The 19,063-nt window shown below is 38.0% G+C and carries 17 protein-coding genes; 15 read left to right on the top strand and 2 right to left on the bottom strand.

What is annotated here, in order from left to right; genetic code table 11:
• Window positions 1-5 precede the first annotated feature (5 nt).
• The 7 genes from OPF91_RS14760 (at window position 6) to OPF91_RS14730 (ending at window position 7,819) form a co-directional block, all read left to right on the top strand.
• Window positions 6-1,337 (top strand): sodium-dependent transporter, encoded by a 1,332-nt coding sequence (locus OPF91_RS14760; protein WP_264989661.1) that lies wholly within the window; start codon window positions 6-8, stop codon window positions 1,335-1,337.
• 179 nt (window positions 1,338-1,516) lie between these two features.
• Complete coding sequence (locus OPF91_RS14755; RefSeq protein WP_264989660.1) at window positions 1,517-2,314, top strand: transporter substrate-binding domain-containing protein; 798 nt, start codon at window positions 1,517-1,519, stop codon at window positions 2,312-2,314.
• A 49-nt stretch (window positions 2,315-2,363) separates the two neighbouring features.
• Complete coding sequence (locus OPF91_RS14750) at window positions 2,364-3,023, top strand: amino acid ABC transporter permease (protein WP_264989659.1); 660 nt, start codon at window positions 2,364-2,366, stop codon at window positions 3,021-3,023.
• Between the two features lie 15 nt (window positions 3,024-3,038).
• On the top strand, window positions 3,039-3,779 hold the full coding sequence (locus OPF91_RS14745; RefSeq protein ID WP_373877064.1) for an amino acid ABC transporter ATP-binding protein: 741 nt from the start codon (window positions 3,039-3,041) through the stop codon (window positions 3,777-3,779).
• Window positions 3,780-3,791: 12 nt separating this feature from the next.
• The gene (locus OPF91_RS14740; RefSeq protein ID WP_264989657.1) at window positions 3,792-4,262 is read left to right on the top strand and encodes an S-ribosylhomocysteine lyase; all 471 of its coding nucleotides are present in this window, start codon (window positions 3,792-3,794) and stop codon (window positions 4,260-4,262) included.
• A 103-nt stretch (window positions 4,263-4,365) separates the two neighbouring features.
• Window positions 4,366-6,798: a DUF8426 domain-containing protein gene (locus OPF91_RS14735; RefSeq protein ID WP_264989656.1), complete on the top strand. Its 2,433-nt coding sequence runs from the start codon at window positions 4,366-4,368 to the stop codon at window positions 6,796-6,798.
• The gene (locus tag OPF91_RS14730) at window positions 6,773-7,819 is read left to right on the top strand and encodes a 5-methylcytosine restriction system specificity protein McrC (protein ID WP_264989654.1); all 1,047 of its coding nucleotides are present in this window, start codon (window positions 6,773-6,775) and stop codon (window positions 7,817-7,819) included. The genes OPF91_RS14735 and OPF91_RS14730 overlap by 26 nt, the downstream gene beginning before the upstream one ends.
• Before the next feature lie 116 nt (window positions 7,820-7,935).
• On the opposite strand, the gene OPF91_RS14725 is transcribed toward OPF91_RS14730, so the two are convergent.
• Together OPF91_RS14725 and OPF91_RS14720 are read right to left on the bottom strand one after the other, a co-directional pair.
• Entirely contained in the window at window positions 7,936-8,544 is a 609-nt protein-coding gene (locus tag OPF91_RS14725) for a ribonuclease H1 domain-containing protein (protein ID WP_264989652.1), read from the bottom strand.
• A 62-nt stretch (window positions 8,545-8,606) separates the two neighbouring features.
• Window positions 8,607-9,278: a zinc transporter family protein gene (locus OPF91_RS14720; protein WP_264989835.1), complete on the bottom strand. Its 672-nt coding sequence runs from the start codon at window positions 9,276-9,278 to the stop codon at window positions 8,607-8,609.
• Window positions 9,279-9,421: 143 nt separating this feature from the next.
• Between OPF91_RS14720 and OPF91_RS14715 the strand changes: the two genes are divergently transcribed.
• The 8 genes from OPF91_RS14715 (at window position 9,422) to OPF91_RS14680 (ending at window position 19,029) form a co-directional block, all read left to right on the top strand.
• The gene (locus OPF91_RS14715) at window positions 9,422-11,068 is read left to right on the top strand and encodes a GNAT family N-acetyltransferase (protein WP_264989651.1); all 1,647 of its coding nucleotides are present in this window, start codon (window positions 9,422-9,424) and stop codon (window positions 11,066-11,068) included.
• A 189-nt stretch (window positions 11,069-11,257) separates the two neighbouring features.
• Window positions 11,258-12,844: a Na/Pi cotransporter family protein gene (locus OPF91_RS14710; protein ID WP_264989650.1), complete on the top strand. Its 1,587-nt coding sequence runs from the start codon at window positions 11,258-11,260 to the stop codon at window positions 12,842-12,844.
• A gap of 17 nt (window positions 12,845-12,861) precedes the next feature.
• Window positions 12,862-13,308 carry an SACOL1771 family peroxiredoxin gene (locus tag OPF91_RS14705; RefSeq protein ID WP_264989649.1) on the top strand — a complete coding sequence of 149 codons (447 nt, stop codon included), beginning with the start codon at window positions 12,862-12,864 and terminating at the stop codon, window positions 13,306-13,308.
• A gap of 117 nt (window positions 13,309-13,425) precedes the next feature.
• The gene (locus OPF91_RS14700; protein ID WP_264989647.1) at window positions 13,426-14,061 is read left to right on the top strand and encodes a sugar transferase; all 636 of its coding nucleotides are present in this window, start codon (window positions 13,426-13,428) and stop codon (window positions 14,059-14,061) included.
• A gap of 47 nt (window positions 14,062-14,108) precedes the next feature.
• Entirely contained in the window at window positions 14,109-15,206 is a 1,098-nt protein-coding gene (locus OPF91_RS14695; protein WP_264989646.1) for a glycosyltransferase family 4 protein, read from the top strand.
• Window positions 15,178-16,839, top strand: coding sequence for a GNAT family N-acetyltransferase (locus tag OPF91_RS14690; RefSeq protein WP_264989645.1), 1,662 nt, complete (start codon window positions 15,178-15,180; stop codon window positions 16,837-16,839). The genes OPF91_RS14695 and OPF91_RS14690 overlap by 29 nt, the downstream gene beginning before the upstream one ends.
• 32 nt (window positions 16,840-16,871) lie before the next feature.
• Complete coding sequence (locus OPF91_RS14685) at window positions 16,872-17,882, top strand: polysaccharide deacetylase family protein (RefSeq protein WP_264989644.1); 1,011 nt, start codon at window positions 16,872-16,874, stop codon at window positions 17,880-17,882.
• 175 nt (window positions 17,883-18,057) lie between these two features.
• Window positions 18,058-19,029 (top strand): agmatinase family protein, encoded by a 972-nt coding sequence (locus OPF91_RS14680; protein ID WP_264989643.1) that lies wholly within the window; start codon window positions 18,058-18,060, stop codon window positions 19,027-19,029.
• The last annotated feature ends 34 nt before the right edge of the window (window positions 19,030-19,063 follow it).

The raw sequence follows: 19,063 nt of genomic DNA, 5'->3' as shown, positions 1-19,063 counted from the left end.
AGTCTATGGAAAATAAGGAACAATGGTCATCGAAAATCGGCTTTATTTTAGCATCAGCAGGAGCTGCCATCGGACTTGGCGCTATTTGGAAATTCCCTTATGTTGTAGGACAAAGTGGTGGAGGTGCATTCTTTTTATTATTTGTGCTATTCACAGTCTTAATTGGCCTACCAATGTTAATCGCAGAATATGTTATTGGGCGTAAGGCAGAGAAAGAAGCGGTGAGTGCTTATCATAAGCTTGCACCGTCCTCTTGGATGAAACAGACAGGATTACTTGGCGTCATTGGCTGCGTATTGCTACTATCCTTTTATGCAGTTGTTGGTGGTTGGATTATTGTTTATACATTACTGGGCGCAATCAATCAAATTATAGGTGGCAATCGATCATATGATGAGCTATTTGGTTATGTGATTAGCACACCTTGGATCACATTAGCTGGTTTATTTGTATTTATCCTATTAAATGTATTTGTTATTGCAGCAGGTGTGCAAAAAGGGATTGAAAAAGCAAGTAAGGTACTTATGCCACTGTTGTTTATTTTCTTCATTATTTTAGTTGTGCGTAGCTTGACATTGGACAATGCGATGGAGGGTGTGAAGTTCTTTTTAGCACCTGATTTTTCGAATATTACATGGGAAGCTGTGTTGTTTGCATTAGGTCAATCGTTTTTTAGTCTAGCAGTAGGCTTTAGCTGTATGGTGACATATAGCTCGTATTTAAGTAAAAAGGAAAGCTTGCCAAATGCAGCTGGTACGGTTGTTGTACTGAATATTTTAGTGTCTTTATTAGCAGGATTAGCTATTTTCCCAGCTGTTTTTAGCTTTGGCATTGAGCCAACAGCAGGTCCAGGGTTACTGTTTAATGTTTTACCAACTGTATTTGCTCAAATTCCGTTTGGTTCGGTCTTTTTATTCCTGTTTTTATTGTTATTTTTATTTGCAACGATTACGTCATCCTTTAGTATGTTTGAAATTATCGTTTCAGCCGTTGTTGAAAATCGTGGCACGAATCGTAAAGTGACAACATATGGTGCAGGCGTTGTCATGTTTATACTAGCGATTCCTGCTGCACTCAGTTTTGGTGTTTTAGGGGATGTGTCATTTTTCGGGAAAGGCATTTTTGATGCAACCGATTATTTAGTTAGTAATATTTTATTACCGATTGGTGCTTTAATTATTGCTATATTTATCCGTTGGAGTGTACCGAAGGAAACCATTCGAGTAGAATTTTTACAAGGAAGTAAGCTTGGAGATGGCATGTTTGGTGTATGGTATGGCTTAATGACCTACCTTGTACCAATCGTTATTATACTTGTGTTTATTTTAAGTTTATAGCTATGTGAAGTGTGAATGCTTATGCAGCATTCGCACTTTTTTGTATTGAAAGTGAGAGCTCGATAGATATTCGACATGAATTCGTGAACATTCGACAAAATAGTATTGATTTTCAGAAATTTATGTATTACTATAAAACAAATAAAATAACTAGGAATTAAAATTTGGAGGAAATGATTATGAAAAAATTATTCGCATCTTTAGCATTAACAGCAGGATTACTAGCAGCATGTGGTACAAGTGATGAAACTAAACAAGAAGATCAAGTAAATAAACTACAGGAAATTCAAGATGAGGGCGTTATTCAAATTGGTTTAGAAGGGGCATTTCCTCCATTTAGTTATCATGATAAATCAGGTAAACTAACAGGCTTTGAATACGAAATTGCAGAACAAATCGCCAAAGATTTAGGCGTGAAATCGGAATTTATTGAAACGAAGTGGGATTCATTAATTGCAGGTCTTGATACAGATAAATATGACTTTGTTATTAATAATATTTCCATTACGGATGAGCGCAAGGAAAAATATGATTTCTCTATCCCTTACATGGAATCAGTAGCCGTATTAGCAGTTCAAAAAGATAATACAGACATTCAAAAAATTGAAGATTTAAAAGGAAAAAAAGCAGCTCAAACGATTACAAGTAATTTTGCAAAAGATGCTGAAGGGCTAGGAGCTGAAATTGTACCAGCGACTGATTTAACAAGCTCGTTGGAGTTGGTTACACAGGGGCGTGCAGATGGTACAATTCATGACCGTGTTACATTCCTAACATATTTAAAAGAACAGCCTGATGCACAACTAAAAATTGTAGAAGGTTCATCAAGCTCCTCTGATATTGGTTTAATTTTAAATAAAGGTAATGCAGAATTCCGTGACAAATTAGATGAAATCATTAAAAAGCGTAGTGAAGACGGTACATTTGCAGCTATTTCTGAAAAATACTTTGCTGAAGATATTATTAAAAGCAACTAATAGCAGTAAGAGGGATTTTTCAAATTTTATAGAGTAGAGGTGTGCACGAATGAGCAGAGAAATGCAGTTAGTGCTCGATTCCATCTGGCCGATTTTGAAGGCTGGTTTAGTTATTACAATACCCCTTTCGCTGCTATCCTTTGCGATTGCATTGGTCATTGCGATTGTGACAGCACTTGCTCGTATATCGAATAAACGATACTTACAGGTGATATTTGGTGCTTATGTGTGGATTTTTCGTGGAACACCACTATTAGTGCAATTATTTATCGTATTTTTCGGACTTCCAAAGGCTGGAATTACATTGGATGCATGGATGGCGGCAATCATTACTTTTTCGTTAAACACAGGAGCATATGCCTCTGAATCCATTCGTGCATCGATTTTAGCACTACCAAAGGGGCAATGGGAGGCAGCAGAATCACTTGGCATGACGTATTGGCAAACGATGCGTCGTGTCATTGCGCCACAAACCATTCGTATTTCTTTACCACCGATTGCCAATGATTTTATCGATTTAGTAAAGGGCACATCATTAGTAGCAAGTATTACATTGGCTGATTTATTTATGGTGGGGCAGCAAATTACAGCTCGTACATATGAGCCGTTGATCATTTATACATTATGTGCATTTATCTATTTAATTTTTATCAGTGTGCTAATGGTGATTCAAAGTAGACTGGAAAAATACGCATCGAAGTATGTATAAGGGGAGGTGGCGACAATCGTACAGTTTCAGCATGTTTATAAATCTTTTGGCGATCATGAAGCATTAAAAAATATTGATATTACCTTTCAAGAAGGAGAAACAACGGTTATTTTAGGACCATCTGGCTCTGGTAAGTCTACTTTACTTCGTTGTATTAATTTATTAGAGCAGCCAGAGAGAGGACAATTAACAATCGCAGGTACAACCATTCAACTAGACAAACCGATTGTTAAAAAGGATAAATTAGCCATTCGTCAAAGTACAGCTATGGTATTTCAGAGCTTTAACTTATTTCCGCATATGAAGGTTTTAGAAAATGTAATAGAAGGACCTGTTACAGTGCTAAAGCAAAGTCGAGCACAGGCAGTAGAAAAAGGAAAAACGTTATTGCATAAGGTAGGCTTAGAACATAAAATGGACAGCTACCCTTCACAGCTTTCTGGTGGACAGCAGCAGCGTGTGGCGATTGCAAGGGCGTTGGCAATGGAGCCACAGTTTTTATTATTTGATGAACCAACAAGTGCACTTGATCCAGAGTTAGAGGGTGAAGTATTACGAGTGTTGCAGGATTTAGCAGAGGAAGATAAGTCGATGATTATTGTCACACATAACTTAAATTTTGCACGTAGAGTAGCTGACCGTATTCTATTTTTAGAGAATGGTGAGATTTTATTTGATGGCACAACAGATGCTTTCTTCGAGCACAATAACAATGAGCGTATACAAGCCTTTATTCAAGCAATGCAGCTATATTAGGAGGATTACGAAATGACAAAGGAACAAACAAATGTAGAAAGCTTTGATTTAGACCATACAAAGGTAGTTGCACCATATGTACGTTTAGCAGGTACAAAAACAGGTCAGCATGGGGACGTTGTCGTAAAATACGATATTCGTTTTAAACAACCAAACAAAGCGCATATGGAAATGCCAGCATTACACTCACTAGAGCATTTGATGGCAGACCGTATTCGCAATCATGCGGACTATGTCATTGATTTATCACCAATGGGCTGTCAAACAGGCTTTTATTTAGCGGTCATTAATCATGAGAACTATGATGAAATTTTAGAGGTACTGGACAAAACATTACACGATGTTTTAGCGGCAGACCATGTACCAGCATGTAATGAGGTGCAATGTGGCTGGGCGGCAAGCCATAGCTTAGAGGGTGCACAGGCATTGGCACAGGAATTTTTAAGTAAGCGCGATGAGTGGCATATTGTATTTGCTGAATAGTTGTAAATAGACAAGCAATCTTGGAGTGAGCAATGTTCTTACTTCAAGATTGCTTTTTTGTTAGAGTACTAGATAAAATGATGTCAAGGATGGGGGGATTAAGATGAATCATTGGTTGTTCCAAGGCAATCCTGAGCGCTTTCAGCAGGAGGGCATGATTTTAAGTTTTGATGATTATATTCAGCAAACAACCGATATTTGGTGGACGGTGAAACAAAAGCATTATATTGAACAAATCCAGATAGGTGACAGTGTATTTATTTGGCGTTCAGATGGTAAGGTCAAGGATAGTGGCGGATTGGTGGCATTTGGTGTGATTACATCTGTGCCTTATCAAATGGGAGATACCTATCGTGTGAATTTGCGTATTACTACCTATCGTTTGACTGAGGAGGCAGGTCTATTATTTCGCTATAAATTAAAACAGTTACCTGAAACAATGAATTTATTAATTTTTAAAATGCCCAATTCAACTAATTATAAATTGAGTACAGAGGAATATCAGCTATTGCAAAGTTTTTGGGAAACACCGCAATTGATTGATGTAAAGCTAACATTTACACCATTGGAACGCTATTTGATGATGTACAAGGATGTTGCTAACCAATACATGGAATCCATTCAAGCGTATATACATAGTGCCTATACGTATTTTCAAAAATTTCATGATAATGACTTTTTGGAAAACATGCAATGGGAGGATGTGCAGAAAATTGGCGACCATGTCAATGCCTTTCGGATGGATATTGCTAAAAAAAGAGCGCTTGGTACAATCAATGCACCTATTGAAAAATATCGAGCGAGCTTGAAGTATTTGATTCATGGACAAGACCCACTACCGATGCGTATTGACCAATTTATTACAAATGACCAATATAAAATTTTCGGTTTTGGTAGTAGTGTGGTAAGTGAAATAATAGGCAATGTTTTTGCTCATTATTATTGCTTCTACAATCAACGTGACAAGGTGGCAGTGGAAAATATTTTAGCGTTGAACCCACAATACACAAAGGGTGATTCGATAGGTATGAAATTTATGAAATTTCAGCAATGCCTAGAAAAAGAACGAATCGTTGAAAATTATCAACGCATTGTTGGAAAGAGATCCGATTTACCGATTTACTATGAAATTGACCAGTTTTTCAGCTTCTTATTTGAACGATTCCATCCTAATGATGCAACAGAAACGCCTAATTATTGGTTAGTAGCAGCAGGAGAGCAAGGTAGCCATTGGCAGGATTTTTTAACATATGATTATATCGGTATTGGATGGAAAAAGCTTGGTGATTTAAGAGGGTATAAAAATAAAAGTGAGATAGCAGTCGCTTTAAAAGAGAAATATGCCTATGAAAATTCACCACGCAATGATGCTTTAGCGAATTACCAGTTTGTAAAAGAGATGAAGGTGGGGGATTATATCTTTGTCAAAAAAGGCACAAAGCAAATTATTGGTGTGGGGCAGATTATGGGGGACTATGAATACAAACCAGCCAATAATCGATTCCATTCTACGCGTCATGTTGAATGGCTCTACCATCAAGCATTGGATTGGGAAGAATCGAATTTACCCGTCAAAGCTGTAACAAATATTACGACATACACTGATTTAATTGAAAATGTTTTAGAGCGGATGGCATATGGGCAGCAAGGCAATCGATTAGGTAAGCCTTATTCAATGGAGCAAATGCTGTCAGACGTATTTATGGAACAGAGTAGTGTGGAAGAAATGGTGGAAACGTTAGACTATAAAAAGAATATTATTTTGCAAGGACCACCAGGTGTTGGAAAAACGTTCATAGCTAAGCGTTTAGCTTATTTGCATATGGAGGCAAGGGATGAGAGCAAAATCACAATGGTACAATTCCACCCATCCTATTCCTACGAAGATTTTATTAGAGGCTATAAACCAACAGCAGATGGACATTTTGCATTAAAGGATGGTCTTTTCTATGTACTATGTCAAAAGGCATTACAAGATCCTGACAATCCTTACTATATGATTATTGATGAAATTAACCGTGGCCATTTATCGAAAATCTTTGGTGAGCTCATGATGTTGATTGAAGCAGATAAACGAGGCAGCCAATATGCAGTAAAGCTTGCGTACAGTGACAAGGAGGAAACTTTCTCGATACCACCTAATCTTTATATTATTGGCACAATGAATACGGCTGACCGTTCCTTAGCATTAGTGGATTATGCACTAAGACGACGCTTTTCATTTATTCCAATCGAGCCAGCCTTTGAAAAAGAAGCCTTTCAGCAGCATTTAATGCACAAAGGTATTAGTAAAGGCTTTATTGATAAATTAGTGGTAGGTATACAGGAGGTCAATCAAGAAATTGTACAGGATACGATGAATTTAGGAAAAGGCTTTGAAATTGGGCATAGTTACTTTTGTCCAAACGTAGAGCAAATCGAGGATGAGCAAAGCTGGTATGAGCGTATTATCCGTTTGGAAATTGCGCCATTGCTGAAAGAGTATTGGTTTGAGCGGGAGGAAAAAGTAGATGCACTCCTTCAAAAGCTACAGTAGCATTCCAATTAAAAATGTATATTATATGCTGTGTTATGCATGGAATCATTTAGAGGAAAAAGACGCAATTCAAGTGATGCGTGGCGATGAGAAGGATATGAAGCATTTGCTGACGAGAATACTGCTAGCTCGTCTCCCTAGTTTAATAAAACGTGGTTTGTATCAGGAATATAGAGAGCAAACCGATACACTAGCTACATTGCGAGGCAAGCTGCAATTTCAGCCCTCCCTTCATCAGATGACATTTCGGCAGGCTAAAATGGTTTGTGATTACGATGAGTTGGACCAAAATATTGTGCACAATCAAATTATTAAGGCGACATTGCAGGCATTATTAACATGTTCAGCAATAGAAAAGTCGATTAAAAACGAGATACTTCCTATTTTTAAATTGTTTGCACAAATTGATACGATTGTGTTGTCACATCAAGTATTTCAGCAGCTCCAATTTTATCGTCATAATCGACATTACCGATTTATCTTAAAGATATGTCAATATTTGATGGAATCTTTATTGTTACATGAGGAGGGGCAGGATAGTCAATTTGCAGATTTTGAGCGTGAGCCTAGAGCAATGGCACGGCTATTTGAGGACTTTGTACGGCAATTTTATAAGCAAGAACTTCGAGGCTTTAAAGTATATCGTGAAAATATTACATGGCAGGCAACAGGAGAGAATTTATATTATTTACCGATAATGCAGACAGATATTTCCTTAGAGAATGAGAGCCGAAAAATAATTGTCGATACAAAATATTATCAACATACGCTATCCACCTATTATGATGCTGAGAAGGTGAAGAGTGTTAATTTATATCAATTATATGCTTACTTAGCTAATTTAATCGTTCCAGAGAATAAGATAGTGGAGGGCATTTTACTTTATCCACAAACGACTACAGAGGAGCTTTCCTTATCCTATAACATAAACCACTATTCTTTGAAGGTCATGACGGTTGATTTGAATCAGGAGTGGTCGGCTATTCATCAACGACTGCTAACAATAGTTGGTACGACATAATAATTAGAGCCCTTTAATATTGAACTGCCCCTCGATGTATCTATCAATCGGGGGCAGTTCGTAGTTTAAAATACTTTTTTTCAAGTGTCCTAACTACAGAAACCCTATTCATTCACCTAGTTCTTCTTTGCATTCTCTAGTAATGCCGCTTTTGCTAGTTGGTCGACCTGCTCATTCAATGGGTCACCAGAATGCGCTTTGACTTTAAAGAAATGAATTGTAATTTGCTCCTTTAAAGCCTGCATTTCCTTTACATAGCGTTGGGTAGTTTTTTTATTTGCCTTCCATTCACCTGTCGCCCATTTTTCTAAACCTTGGTAGTCATAGAACACATTAATTGCTGAATATTGCTGTTGAATTGCCCAATGGACTGCATAGAGGACACCTTCAATTTCAGCAGAGACATTCCATAGATTTTCTGTCGGGTCAATAGGTGTACCTTTTGATACAGTATGAATTACTTCATTATTTTGCAAAAATATACAGCCAAAGCCTGCCGTTTTTAATATATTGGAGTAGCTGCCGTCGACATAGACCACTAAATCTGTACTGCTAATTTCTGTTTTCGTAGCTGTATTGCCATGGACAAATTGCTCTGCTTCTTCTTTGGATGGGAAGGATTTATATTGAGCTCCTCGAAAGCCCTTTACCTGTTTTTCACATTCAGCCCATGTTGAAAATACCCCAACTTCCCGTCCAGCCTTTACTGCATAAAATTTAGCCATTTTTCCAACATCCTTTCAAACGTATACTCAATATTGTAAGGAACTACTTATGGAAAGTACAGTTAAAGAAGATGGAATAGGTAGCTCATCAGAAAACCAAATAATATGGATGACAGAGCAGTGATGGCTGTTGTTTTGCGAAATGGTTGCATAATCAATTCTGTTAAACTCGTTATCGCAATTAAACCAATAGATAGCCCCATTAGTATCCCTTGCACTTTTAAGGTGAAGCTCCAATATTGTCCAGCCCAGACGAAGAAGCTAAAGAACATTGAAAAAATAATAAAATAGCAGAACAATCGCCAATATTTTTCACCTTGTGACAGTAAGGCAGTAGAAAGAGCAAAGCCCTCTGGAATATGATGAAGAATCAGAGAGATGATGATTGGCATTGTTAGGGCAGCATTTCCGAGTAAGTTACCAATCGTTAGGCTAAGTGGGATTGTATGAAGAATCATTGCAATTGTTAGTAATGACACAGAGGTATTTTGGATGTGATGCAGACTATGAAGTAAGTGAAATAAACAATAGCCAATCACGCAGCCTAGTAGTAGAGCGAATAATTCATATAGTTGAAAAGCAGAGGGAATAATATCTAAGATGAGTAAGCCAATTAAAAAGCCCCCACATACTAAGGATAAACCGTGTGTTGTGTAGTGAAATAGTGTAGAGAATATCCATGCAATCATGCCACCAACGCTTATACTAATCAATAGAAATCCGCCAATTATCACGATACTCAAGAGCTATATACCTCCACTAAATTAAGTAATTTACTATATGTATGTGACCAGCGTATATGAAAGGTATCAGCAGTTCTATAGTAGTTTTATCTAGAATATAGTAACGATAAGGATAGATTGAAAGGAGTCAATTCGTGCTAAGCTATAAACTTATTACAACGTTAGCAGAATTAGCATCTTATCAGCATACTTGGTCAGCTATATTGGAGCGTGAACAAAATAATAATCCTTTTATTGAATTTGAGTGGATTTCAACATGGTGGGCAACAGTAGGCGTTCAGGACAATGTTGAAATTTATATAGTGGAGCAGGATGGAATGGCGGTGGCCTTCTTTCCACTTGTTCATTCTGTAAAATGGCGTACGATTCATTATTTTGAGTTTGCTGGTAAAGGACTAGCTACTTATATGGGTGTCATTGCGGAGAAGCATTGGCAGGAGCCTGCAATTGCTTATTTGTGGCAGGAGCTGGCTAAGCGCTGGAAGCATTTACTTGTTGTTTGGAATGGTTTATTGGAAAGTACAATAACATCAAATTTACTTGAAAAACATATGATTGAACACCAGCTACCCTATACGATTTTTCGTACAGTCGCGCCATATATTGATTTTCAAGCTACCTCATTAGATGATTTTCTGTATAAGCATCGTAAAAAATTTAAAACCATTCGTCGACGTGAAAAAAAATTAGCTGCACTTGGTCAGCTTGATTTTCAAGAAGTACAAGCTATACAGATGGATGAGCTAGTTCGACTGTTTGCGAGAAGATGGCAGAGAAAAATTGATAAAAGCGGCTTTACTCATCAGCAAATTCGTCTTTTTTGGGAGCGTTTAGCACAAATAAAAGGGCAGGCATGGCATGTGGAAATGGATTGTCTTCAATTTGAAGGGCATTGGATTGGCTTTACATTAGATATTTGCTGTAGAGGGCGAAACGTTTGTCTAGTGATGGGGCATGAGCCAGATTTTCAAATGTTTGGTCCAGGTCGTTTAATTGAAAAAGAAAATTTGTTGAAGGCACACCGCTTACAATATCGATTTTATGATTTTGGCAGTGGCTATGAACCTTATAAATTTGAATGGTATACACATGTAGATTTTTCTAGAATGTTTGTCATGAGTACAAAAGGACAGTTGGAGCGTTTAGTAAGATTATTAATGGTCACGAAAGCACAACTAAAAGGCTTACTAACTAACAATCATTGGTTCGTAACATTCAAGCGTGATCGTTTAGGTGAGTTGCGGTATTTTTTACAAACAGCACGCCTGAAGGATTGGTTGGATTGGAGCAAAAAATATATATTTTCAATTCACATTTTCGATATTTATGTGGCAGCAGAAAGTCAAAAGCCCTGTCATGAAATCACAATTCAGGATGTGATGAATGATGCTAATCGTGCAGTATATATTAAAGGATGGACACAAGGCTATGCGTTTTATCGTATTCAAGATACATCGACTGTTTATGGATTACATGAACAGCGATTACATGATAAAAAAACAGGCTTTAGCTGTGAGCTTCCTACAAATATGCTCTATAGTGAGGAAGCTGTACTGCCGAGTATAGGGAAGGCTTGCTGTACAACTGTTCATTGGTATGAAAAGAAAAAGCAACGTCAGCTTAAGGAACAAGGCTTTCAGAAAACAGCACGTATAGCAGTATGGCGATTTTGGAAATGGCAAAAAGTATATCAGCCTAAAAATGTATGGCAAAAGTTTATACAACAACAAGAAAAGCTGCGTTCTATGTGGCAATGGATCGTATTTCCTTTCTTTATTTAAAAAGGCTTCTCATCGTTATTTGACGGTGAGGAGCTTTTTAGTTTGGACGGATAGACTTGTAGTTGTGATGGGCTTTTTGATTTCATGACTGATAAAATATACCTATCTTATTCTATATGGCAATGATAGAATTTAAGTATTGCTACTTTTGTAAACATTTTGTTAATTTTTTTGAGAGGTGTGGACGTTTTGATTAATGTATTGGGCGGCATTGGCTTATTTTTACTTGGTATGACAATGCTTACTAACGGTTTGAAGGAGCTTGCAGGAGATGCGTTGAAAAAATGGCTCAATCGATTTACAGGTGGAACGATTAGCTCAGTACTTTCGGGTACATTGATGACAATGCTTGTGCAATCATCCACTGCCACAACGCTCATTACAATCGGCTTTGTCAGCGCAGGGCTATTGACATTTATCCAGTCAATCGGTGTCATTATTGGTGCGAATATTGGCAGTACAAGCACAGGCTGGATTATTTCATTGATTGGCTTCAAGGTCAACATGCAAACGATGTCATTGCCGTTTATCGCATTGGGTGTCTTTATTCAACTTTTAGCACCACGTGATATAAAAGCAGTCGGTGGGCTATTTACAGGCTTCGGTCTATTATTTTTAGGAATTGATGTGCTACAAGGTGGGATGGCGACGGTACAGGATAAAATCCCATTTGATTCATTTCAAGCCAATACAATCAGTGGCAAGCTCATTTTAATTGCACTTGGGCTTGTGATGACAGTCATTATGCAGGCTTCTAGTGCAGCCATCGCAGCAACATTAACGGCTTTATATGCAGGAGCCATTGATTTTGAACAGGCTGTTTATTTAGTCATTGGGCAAAATATTGGCACAACTGCTACAGCACTTTTTGCTGCAATTGGTGCATCGACTGCGGCAAAGCGTACTGCTATGACACATGTGTTATTTAATGTGGCTACAGCGATTATTGTAACACTTGGTGCAGCATGGATGCTGTCATTAACAAAATTAGTGACAACAATAATCAATGGTAGCTTTGATGAAACGCTTGGTATTGCTGTATTCCATACCTTATTTAGTGTGATTGGTGCTATTATTTTCGTACCATTTGTAAAGCCATTTGCTAGAATGATTGAAAGATTGATTCATGAAAAAGGAAATCATTTAACGCGTAATTTGGATGATAATGTAGCGAAAATTCCAGGGGTAGCTGTAGAGGTATCATTCAATACATTGCAAGATATCACAAAAGAATTAACGACTGTCATTGTTGCATTGATTCAGGGAAAAAAGATGACCGCTGAGCTAGAAGGGAAACTGGCTCAAATTGATGAGGCTATTAACAAGACACGGTTATTTATGGACGCTATCCAATCTACTTCTACAAAGGATCGCTATAAGCATATTGCATTGCTACATGCACTAGATCATTTGTATCGCCTAGCCAAAGCATTACACGAACAACAGCCAAGTACATTCCAATTGCAAGAAGCACTAACACAAAAATGGCTAGACGTTCTAGAAAAAGTGATAGCTATTATTGATGAGGATGTACGTTTACCAGAGATTGCGATGATGTTAAAGCAAACCTCTGTAGAAATGGCGGTTGAACGACGCAATAAACGAGATGCATATTTTAAAAATTCAGTAGCAAATGTGGTGGATTTAGAATTAGCGAATGCGAAAGTAGAAGCATTATTGTGGCTGGATCGTTTAGTTTATCATTATTGGCGCACATCAGCTCGTTTGGCTGAATATCAAACGGGCAAGGATAATCAATTAGAAGCAGCGGAATGATAATAGGAGGATTTTGAATGACACAACATGTATTTACAATGGATTTAGCATGGGCAAACGGTCGAAATGGCACAGGTACAATACAAGCGGCCAATTTACAAACACAAATCTCTATTCCTCGGGAAATGAATGGACCAGGCATTGGGACAAATCCTGATGAGATGCTACTTGGTGCAGCGGCGACCTGCTATTTAATTACGTTAGCTGCACTTTTGGAGAATGCACAAATGGCTGTGCAGCAGTTAACTATGACATCGCAAGGCATTGTAGATGTAACGAATGGAATTTTCACTTATAAGGAAATTATTCATCAACCAGTTGTTGTCATTGCTAATCTATCAGAGCATGAATATAAACGTATTCAACGCTTTGTTGAAAAGGCGGAGCAAACATGTATGATTAGTAAGGCTTTGAAAGGCAATGTGATGATAACATGTAAGGCGACCATTCAGAATATGGAGTAAGAAAGAGAATCAACAGGAGCGCTGTTGATTCTTTATTTTTTAGTAGGAAAAGTTCTAGAAAGCAATCACTATCAATACTATAGAGGTAAATACTAAAAACATGTAAAGGGTGATGTATTGCACGTCCAAACACCTGAATTATTCACATTTTATAGTCAATATGGCAAACGAATTGTTGATATTATCGTTGCTAGTTTTTTATTAATTTTCATGATGCCACTTATGATTAGCATTCTCCTCATTCTCTATTTTTCCACAGGCCGACCTATTTTTTTTAAGCAAGTACGTACAGGTATCCATCAGCAACGCTTTATCATTTGGAAGTTACGCACAATGCATCTACAAAAATCATCTACTAAACAGCCAATTGTATGTACAGATGGAATTCCAGAGGACTACTTCTTTAAAACCGCACAGGATGCAAGAGTTACAAAAATTGGTGCCATTCTTCGTAAATTTAGTGTCGATGAAATCCCACAATTACTGAATGTCTTAAAAGGGGAGATGAGCATTGTTGGTCCACGCCCAGAAGTGCCAGCCATTACAAATGCTTATAATTCACTGCAAGCGAGGCGTTTAGAAGTCAAACCAGGGCTAACAGGTCTTGCACAAGTGAATGGCCGCTCCAATATTTCACATGGCCAAAAAATTGCCTATGATTTAGCTTATATAGATCAGTATAGCTTTTGGCTAGATGTAAAAATCATCCTTAAAACAATATATGTCGTGCTCGCAAGAACAGGTGCTTACTAATGGACAAGGAGTGGTTGTGACTGAGAATAGTTCAGCTCATTACACGGATGGATTGTATTGGTGGTGCACAGAAACATGTAGAAGCATTGACAAAACAGTTACAACAAGATGCTCATGATGTGACGATTGTAACAGGGCAATATGATGCTTCATTATGGCAATTACAGGAGGTGAAGGTCATTTGTATTCCAGCTATACAAAGAGCCATTCACGCTTTCAAAGATATAAAAGCCTGTTGGCAATTAATCGCGCTTTTGCAAACAATCAAACCAGATATTTTAGCCATTCATTCATCGAAAGCTGGAATACTAGGGCGTGTAGCGGGTGGTTTTTTGCAAATCCCTACTGTTTTCACGGCGCATGGCTGGAGCTTTACAGAGGGTATTCCTATGAAACGAAGATGGATGTATCGCTGGTTAGAGAAAGCCATGCAGCCAATGACCACTAAAATCATTACTGTCTCACATTATGACCGTCAATTAGCACATTCTTCCAAAATTGCCCCGCCACATAAAATAGCAACAGTTCACAATGGTATCTGGCAAGAAGCACAAACAAAAGTACAGCAAACTTGTCCAAGGATTACGATGATTGCACGTTTTGAAGCACCGAAACGGCAAGATTTATTGTTAGAAGCTTTACTAGAATTACAAGATTTACATTGGCATATGCAATTCGTTGGTGATGGTTCAGCTAGAGAGGCAGCAGAAAAATTTGTTAAACATCATAACTTAACAGCTCGTGTTACGTTTTTAGGCAATCAACTAGATGTATCGGCAATACTCGCCAAAAGTCAGCTATTCGTCTTGCTGTCAGATTGGGAGGGCTTGCCCATTTCAATTATTGAGGCGATGCGAGCAGGCTTGCCAATTATTGCAACTGATGTAGGTGGGGTAGGCGAGCTTGTAGTGGACAAGAGTAATGGATTTTTAATTGCCAAACATGATAAGGAACAATTGAAAACAAAACTACAGCAGCTATTGACGGATAAAGCATTATGTCAAAAAATGAGCGATGCGAGTGAACGCCATTTTTTACGTCATTTTACTTTTCAGTCCATGTATCGTGATACGTTAATGGTTTATCAGCAGGCTGTCATGGAGAAGGGTGAAGGATTTGCAATTAATTCGCATTCAAACAGATGATGAGTTACTTCTATATAAAAAGCAATGGGACGATATATTAGCTACAGAAAAAAATGATAATCCATTTATTGAATTTATTTGGTTTTATCATTGGTGGCGAACAGTAGGACGTAAAGAGCGAGTGGAGCTTTATGCAGTGGAGCACGAGGATAGCATAATCGCCTTTTTCCCATTCACTGTTCGTCAGCAATGGGGCGTGCGTCTTTATTCTTTTGCAGGAGAAGGGATAGCCAATTATGCAGGTATTATTGCTGAGCAAAAATGGTTGTATAAGGCAGTCGTTTTTGTATTGGACGGGCTATGCAAAAAATATCCACATATTGCTTTTTCTTTGCATGGGTTACTGGAAAGTCAGTTATCAGTGAAGCTACTAGAGCAATATTTTGTAGAAAGGCAGCTCCATCCGCATATTTTCCGTGTAGTGACACCTTATATTGCTTTACAAGAGGTGGATGTTCCACAGTATATTGAGCAGCGTAAAAAATTACACGGTGTTGATCGGCGTGAAAAAAAACTTCGACGTTTAGGTACATTCGTAAAGAAAAAGGCTTCTGAAAATGAGTTGTGGAAAATGTTTCAGCTTTTTGATAGACGTTGGGCCAAAAAATTAGATACAAGTGGCTTCACGACGAAAAAAAAACGAGCATTTTTTGAACAATTGGCATATGAAAAGGAAGAAGCATTGCAAATCGAAATCGATACACTCGTTTTTGAGCAACAATGGCTTGCTTTCACATATGGTATACGCTGTCGAGGTCGTTATGTGTTATATACACTTGCACATGAGCCAACCTTTCAGCTATTTGGTGTTGGCAGACTACTACAGCAAGAAGTACTCCGAAGAACCTATATAGAAGCAGGTCAACTGTTTGATATGAGCATTGGCTATGAACCTTATAAATTTGACTGGCATTCAGGGCTAGATTTTACAAGACATATGCTTGTCAGTGGGACAACGAAGCGAGCTAAATGGTTCATTCATTGTTTAGCTATAAAAGAACGACTGAAAACATATGCAAAGAGCAAGCAATGGCTCGTGAATTGGAAGCGCAATACACTCGGACAATGGTACTACTTGGGGAAGTATGGAAAATGGCAAGATTGGCTACAATATGGACAACAATTAATCACTAAATGGTTCAATATAAAGCAAATAGACTTATATGCTATAGCACCTACTGTACCATGTCAGCCAGTCGGTACATTATTTGAAGAGTTAACGATACAAGAGGCGATAGAGCTACAGCAAGAGGAAGTGATCGCGTTATTGTATCAAGGCTACAATGTGTACACAGATGCTTTTACGACAAAAAAATCGCTGATGTTTGCTATGCATTACAAACAATTGCGTATAGATGCAGTAAAGCTCATTGAATCATTACCACCACAAACATGCTTTGTGACAAATGAGCAAGGAAACGTAGCAACGATTACAGCATTTTGCCGAAAAATACAGCCGATTCACACCATCTATATGACAGCGAGCTTCTGGCAGTGGCGTAAGCGCAAAGCATTGGTGCAATTAGGATATCAACGTATAACACGTATCAGATATATCAAATGTTTTCGTTATCAACGCAAACAGCTACAACACTATAGTGAACATGAAGGTAGGAGCCATGCAATTCAGTAGCAAATAGGACACTCTAAAATGAGGTGTAGAAAATGGTTCAAGCAATCAATAATAGGCATGGAGGTTTGGTGATTTCACTAGATTTTGAATTGAATTGGGGTGTCCATGATACGAATAGCTATGGACAATATCATCAAAACATTTACGGTGTACGCCAAGCATTGCCGAGAATACTAGCTTTATTTGAAAAATATAAAATTCATGCAACATGGGCAACTGTAGGATTATTATTTGCCGAATCGAAGGCAGAAATGGCTCATTATTTGCGCTGTATTCCAGTGAAGTATGAAAAAATGCAGTATGCTGCCTATTCACAGCTTGTAAAAGTTGGAGAGAATGAGCAGACGGATTTATTGCATTTTGGCCAATCATTAATTAAAAAAATTAAACAAACACCTTATCAGGAAATTGGCAGTCATACGTTCTCTCATTTTTATTGTTTAGAAAATGGACAAACAGAGAGTGATTTTTGTGCCGACTTACATGCTACAAAGATGATAACAGAAGGCTATGTGCCACCAATGAAATCGCTCGTTTTCCCACGTAATCAAGTCAATACACAGTATTTCAAAGCCTGTCAGGAAGCGGGCTTTGTTTGCTATCGTGGTAATGAGCGTCACTCCCTCTATGCACCACAGCCATTCACAAAAAAAAGCAGGTTATTGGGTGTAATGAAATGGCTGGATAGCTATGTTAATCTAACAGGACAGCATTTGCTGATGTTAGAGGAAATACAGCAAGAGCCCTTTATGAATATTCGGGCAAGCGCCTTTCTACGCCCTTATTGTCGTCCATTACATTTTTTTGAAGGCTTTAAAATAAAGCGTATCAAAGAAAGCATGGAGACTGCAGCGAAAACGAATACCTTTTATCATCTGTGGTGGCATCCGCATAATTTTGGCAAACATATAGAGCGAAATTTAGCGATGTTAGAGGAGCTTTTACACCATTATCAGCATTTGCATAAACGGTATGGCTTTCAAAGCTACACGATGTATGAGGTGGCAACCCTTTGCCAACGATTACATCAGCAACAAAAATAGTATATAAATATTGCATAATCCGAACTACTACAGGAGAGTGATGAAACTTTCCCGTAATAGTTCGGATTTTTTTAGAACACGATATGCTATTTTCCTATTTTTGAAACGGGATAAAAAATGGTATGATATGTGGAAAAGGCTATGTTCATTATGATTTAAAGGTGGTTGAATGGGGATGTTTGTACAATCGGAATGTCAATGGAAACAGGAAAAAGGTTCGGCTATGAATCAGTGGATTAAGCAAAAGGCTAATCCAGAGCCGAATGATGTGGACGTTATTTTATGTGGGGCATTATTATCTTATGCACAAGAAACAGCCAAAAAAGCACAATACCCAACTGCATTTCGCAAAGGCTGGTCGCATTTTCAATCCTATAATTTAGATGAGCAAATTGATTTACGTTCATTGGCTATATCTGATATCGGCGATGTGATGGTTCATGATACAGATCGTATGCTGTCTGAATCAGCCATTGAAACAGCCGTTGAGCATATGGTGACTACCTATCCAAAAAGTTTTACTTGTCTTATTGGTGGTGATCATGCAATAACAGCCTGTTCGTTGAAGGGCATTAAAAATAAATTTCCACAGGAGCGTATAGGCGTTATTCAAATAGACACGCATTTGGATGCCAGAAATCAAGAGGCAATCGGCTTGGCACAGGATTCACCAATTCACCGCTTGATAGAGAAGAATAGTATAGAAGGAAAGCATGTCTACCATGTTGGGTTACATGGCTATTTTAATTCACCAGAAATGATTTATTATGCTCGTGAAAAAGGGATTCATATGATTACATTAAAGCAAATGCGCCGAGATGGTATAAAGCCAACCATTCAAGAAATACTTCGCCAACTAATGCATGAAGTGGACCGTATTTATGTATCTGTTGATTTAGATGCGCTCGATATTATTTTTGCACCAGATGTACCTGCTGCTACACCAGGTGGTTTCACCGCATATGAGCTATTTGATATGTTAAAATATATCGGTGAAAATGAAGGAGTGCGCCATATTGACTTTATTTATGCTGACCCAAAAGAGGGAGAATTACAGCCTAAAACAGTCAAAACAGGTATTACAGCATTCTTACAATGGCTCACAGGTATTCAATTAGATCGCCGCAATCGTATACGACAAAAATAATCTATGCAAAAGCCGATTCCTGTCTATAAGGATA

The sequence above is a fragment of the Lysinibacillus piscis genome (assembly GCF_026012395.1).
GTDB classification, from domain to species: Bacteria; Bacillota; Bacilli; order Bacillales_A; family Planococcaceae; genus Lysinibacillus; species Lysinibacillus piscis.
The sequence above is the reverse complement of the archived record's forward strand: the minus strand, read 5'-3'. Positions and strand labels throughout refer to the sequence as shown.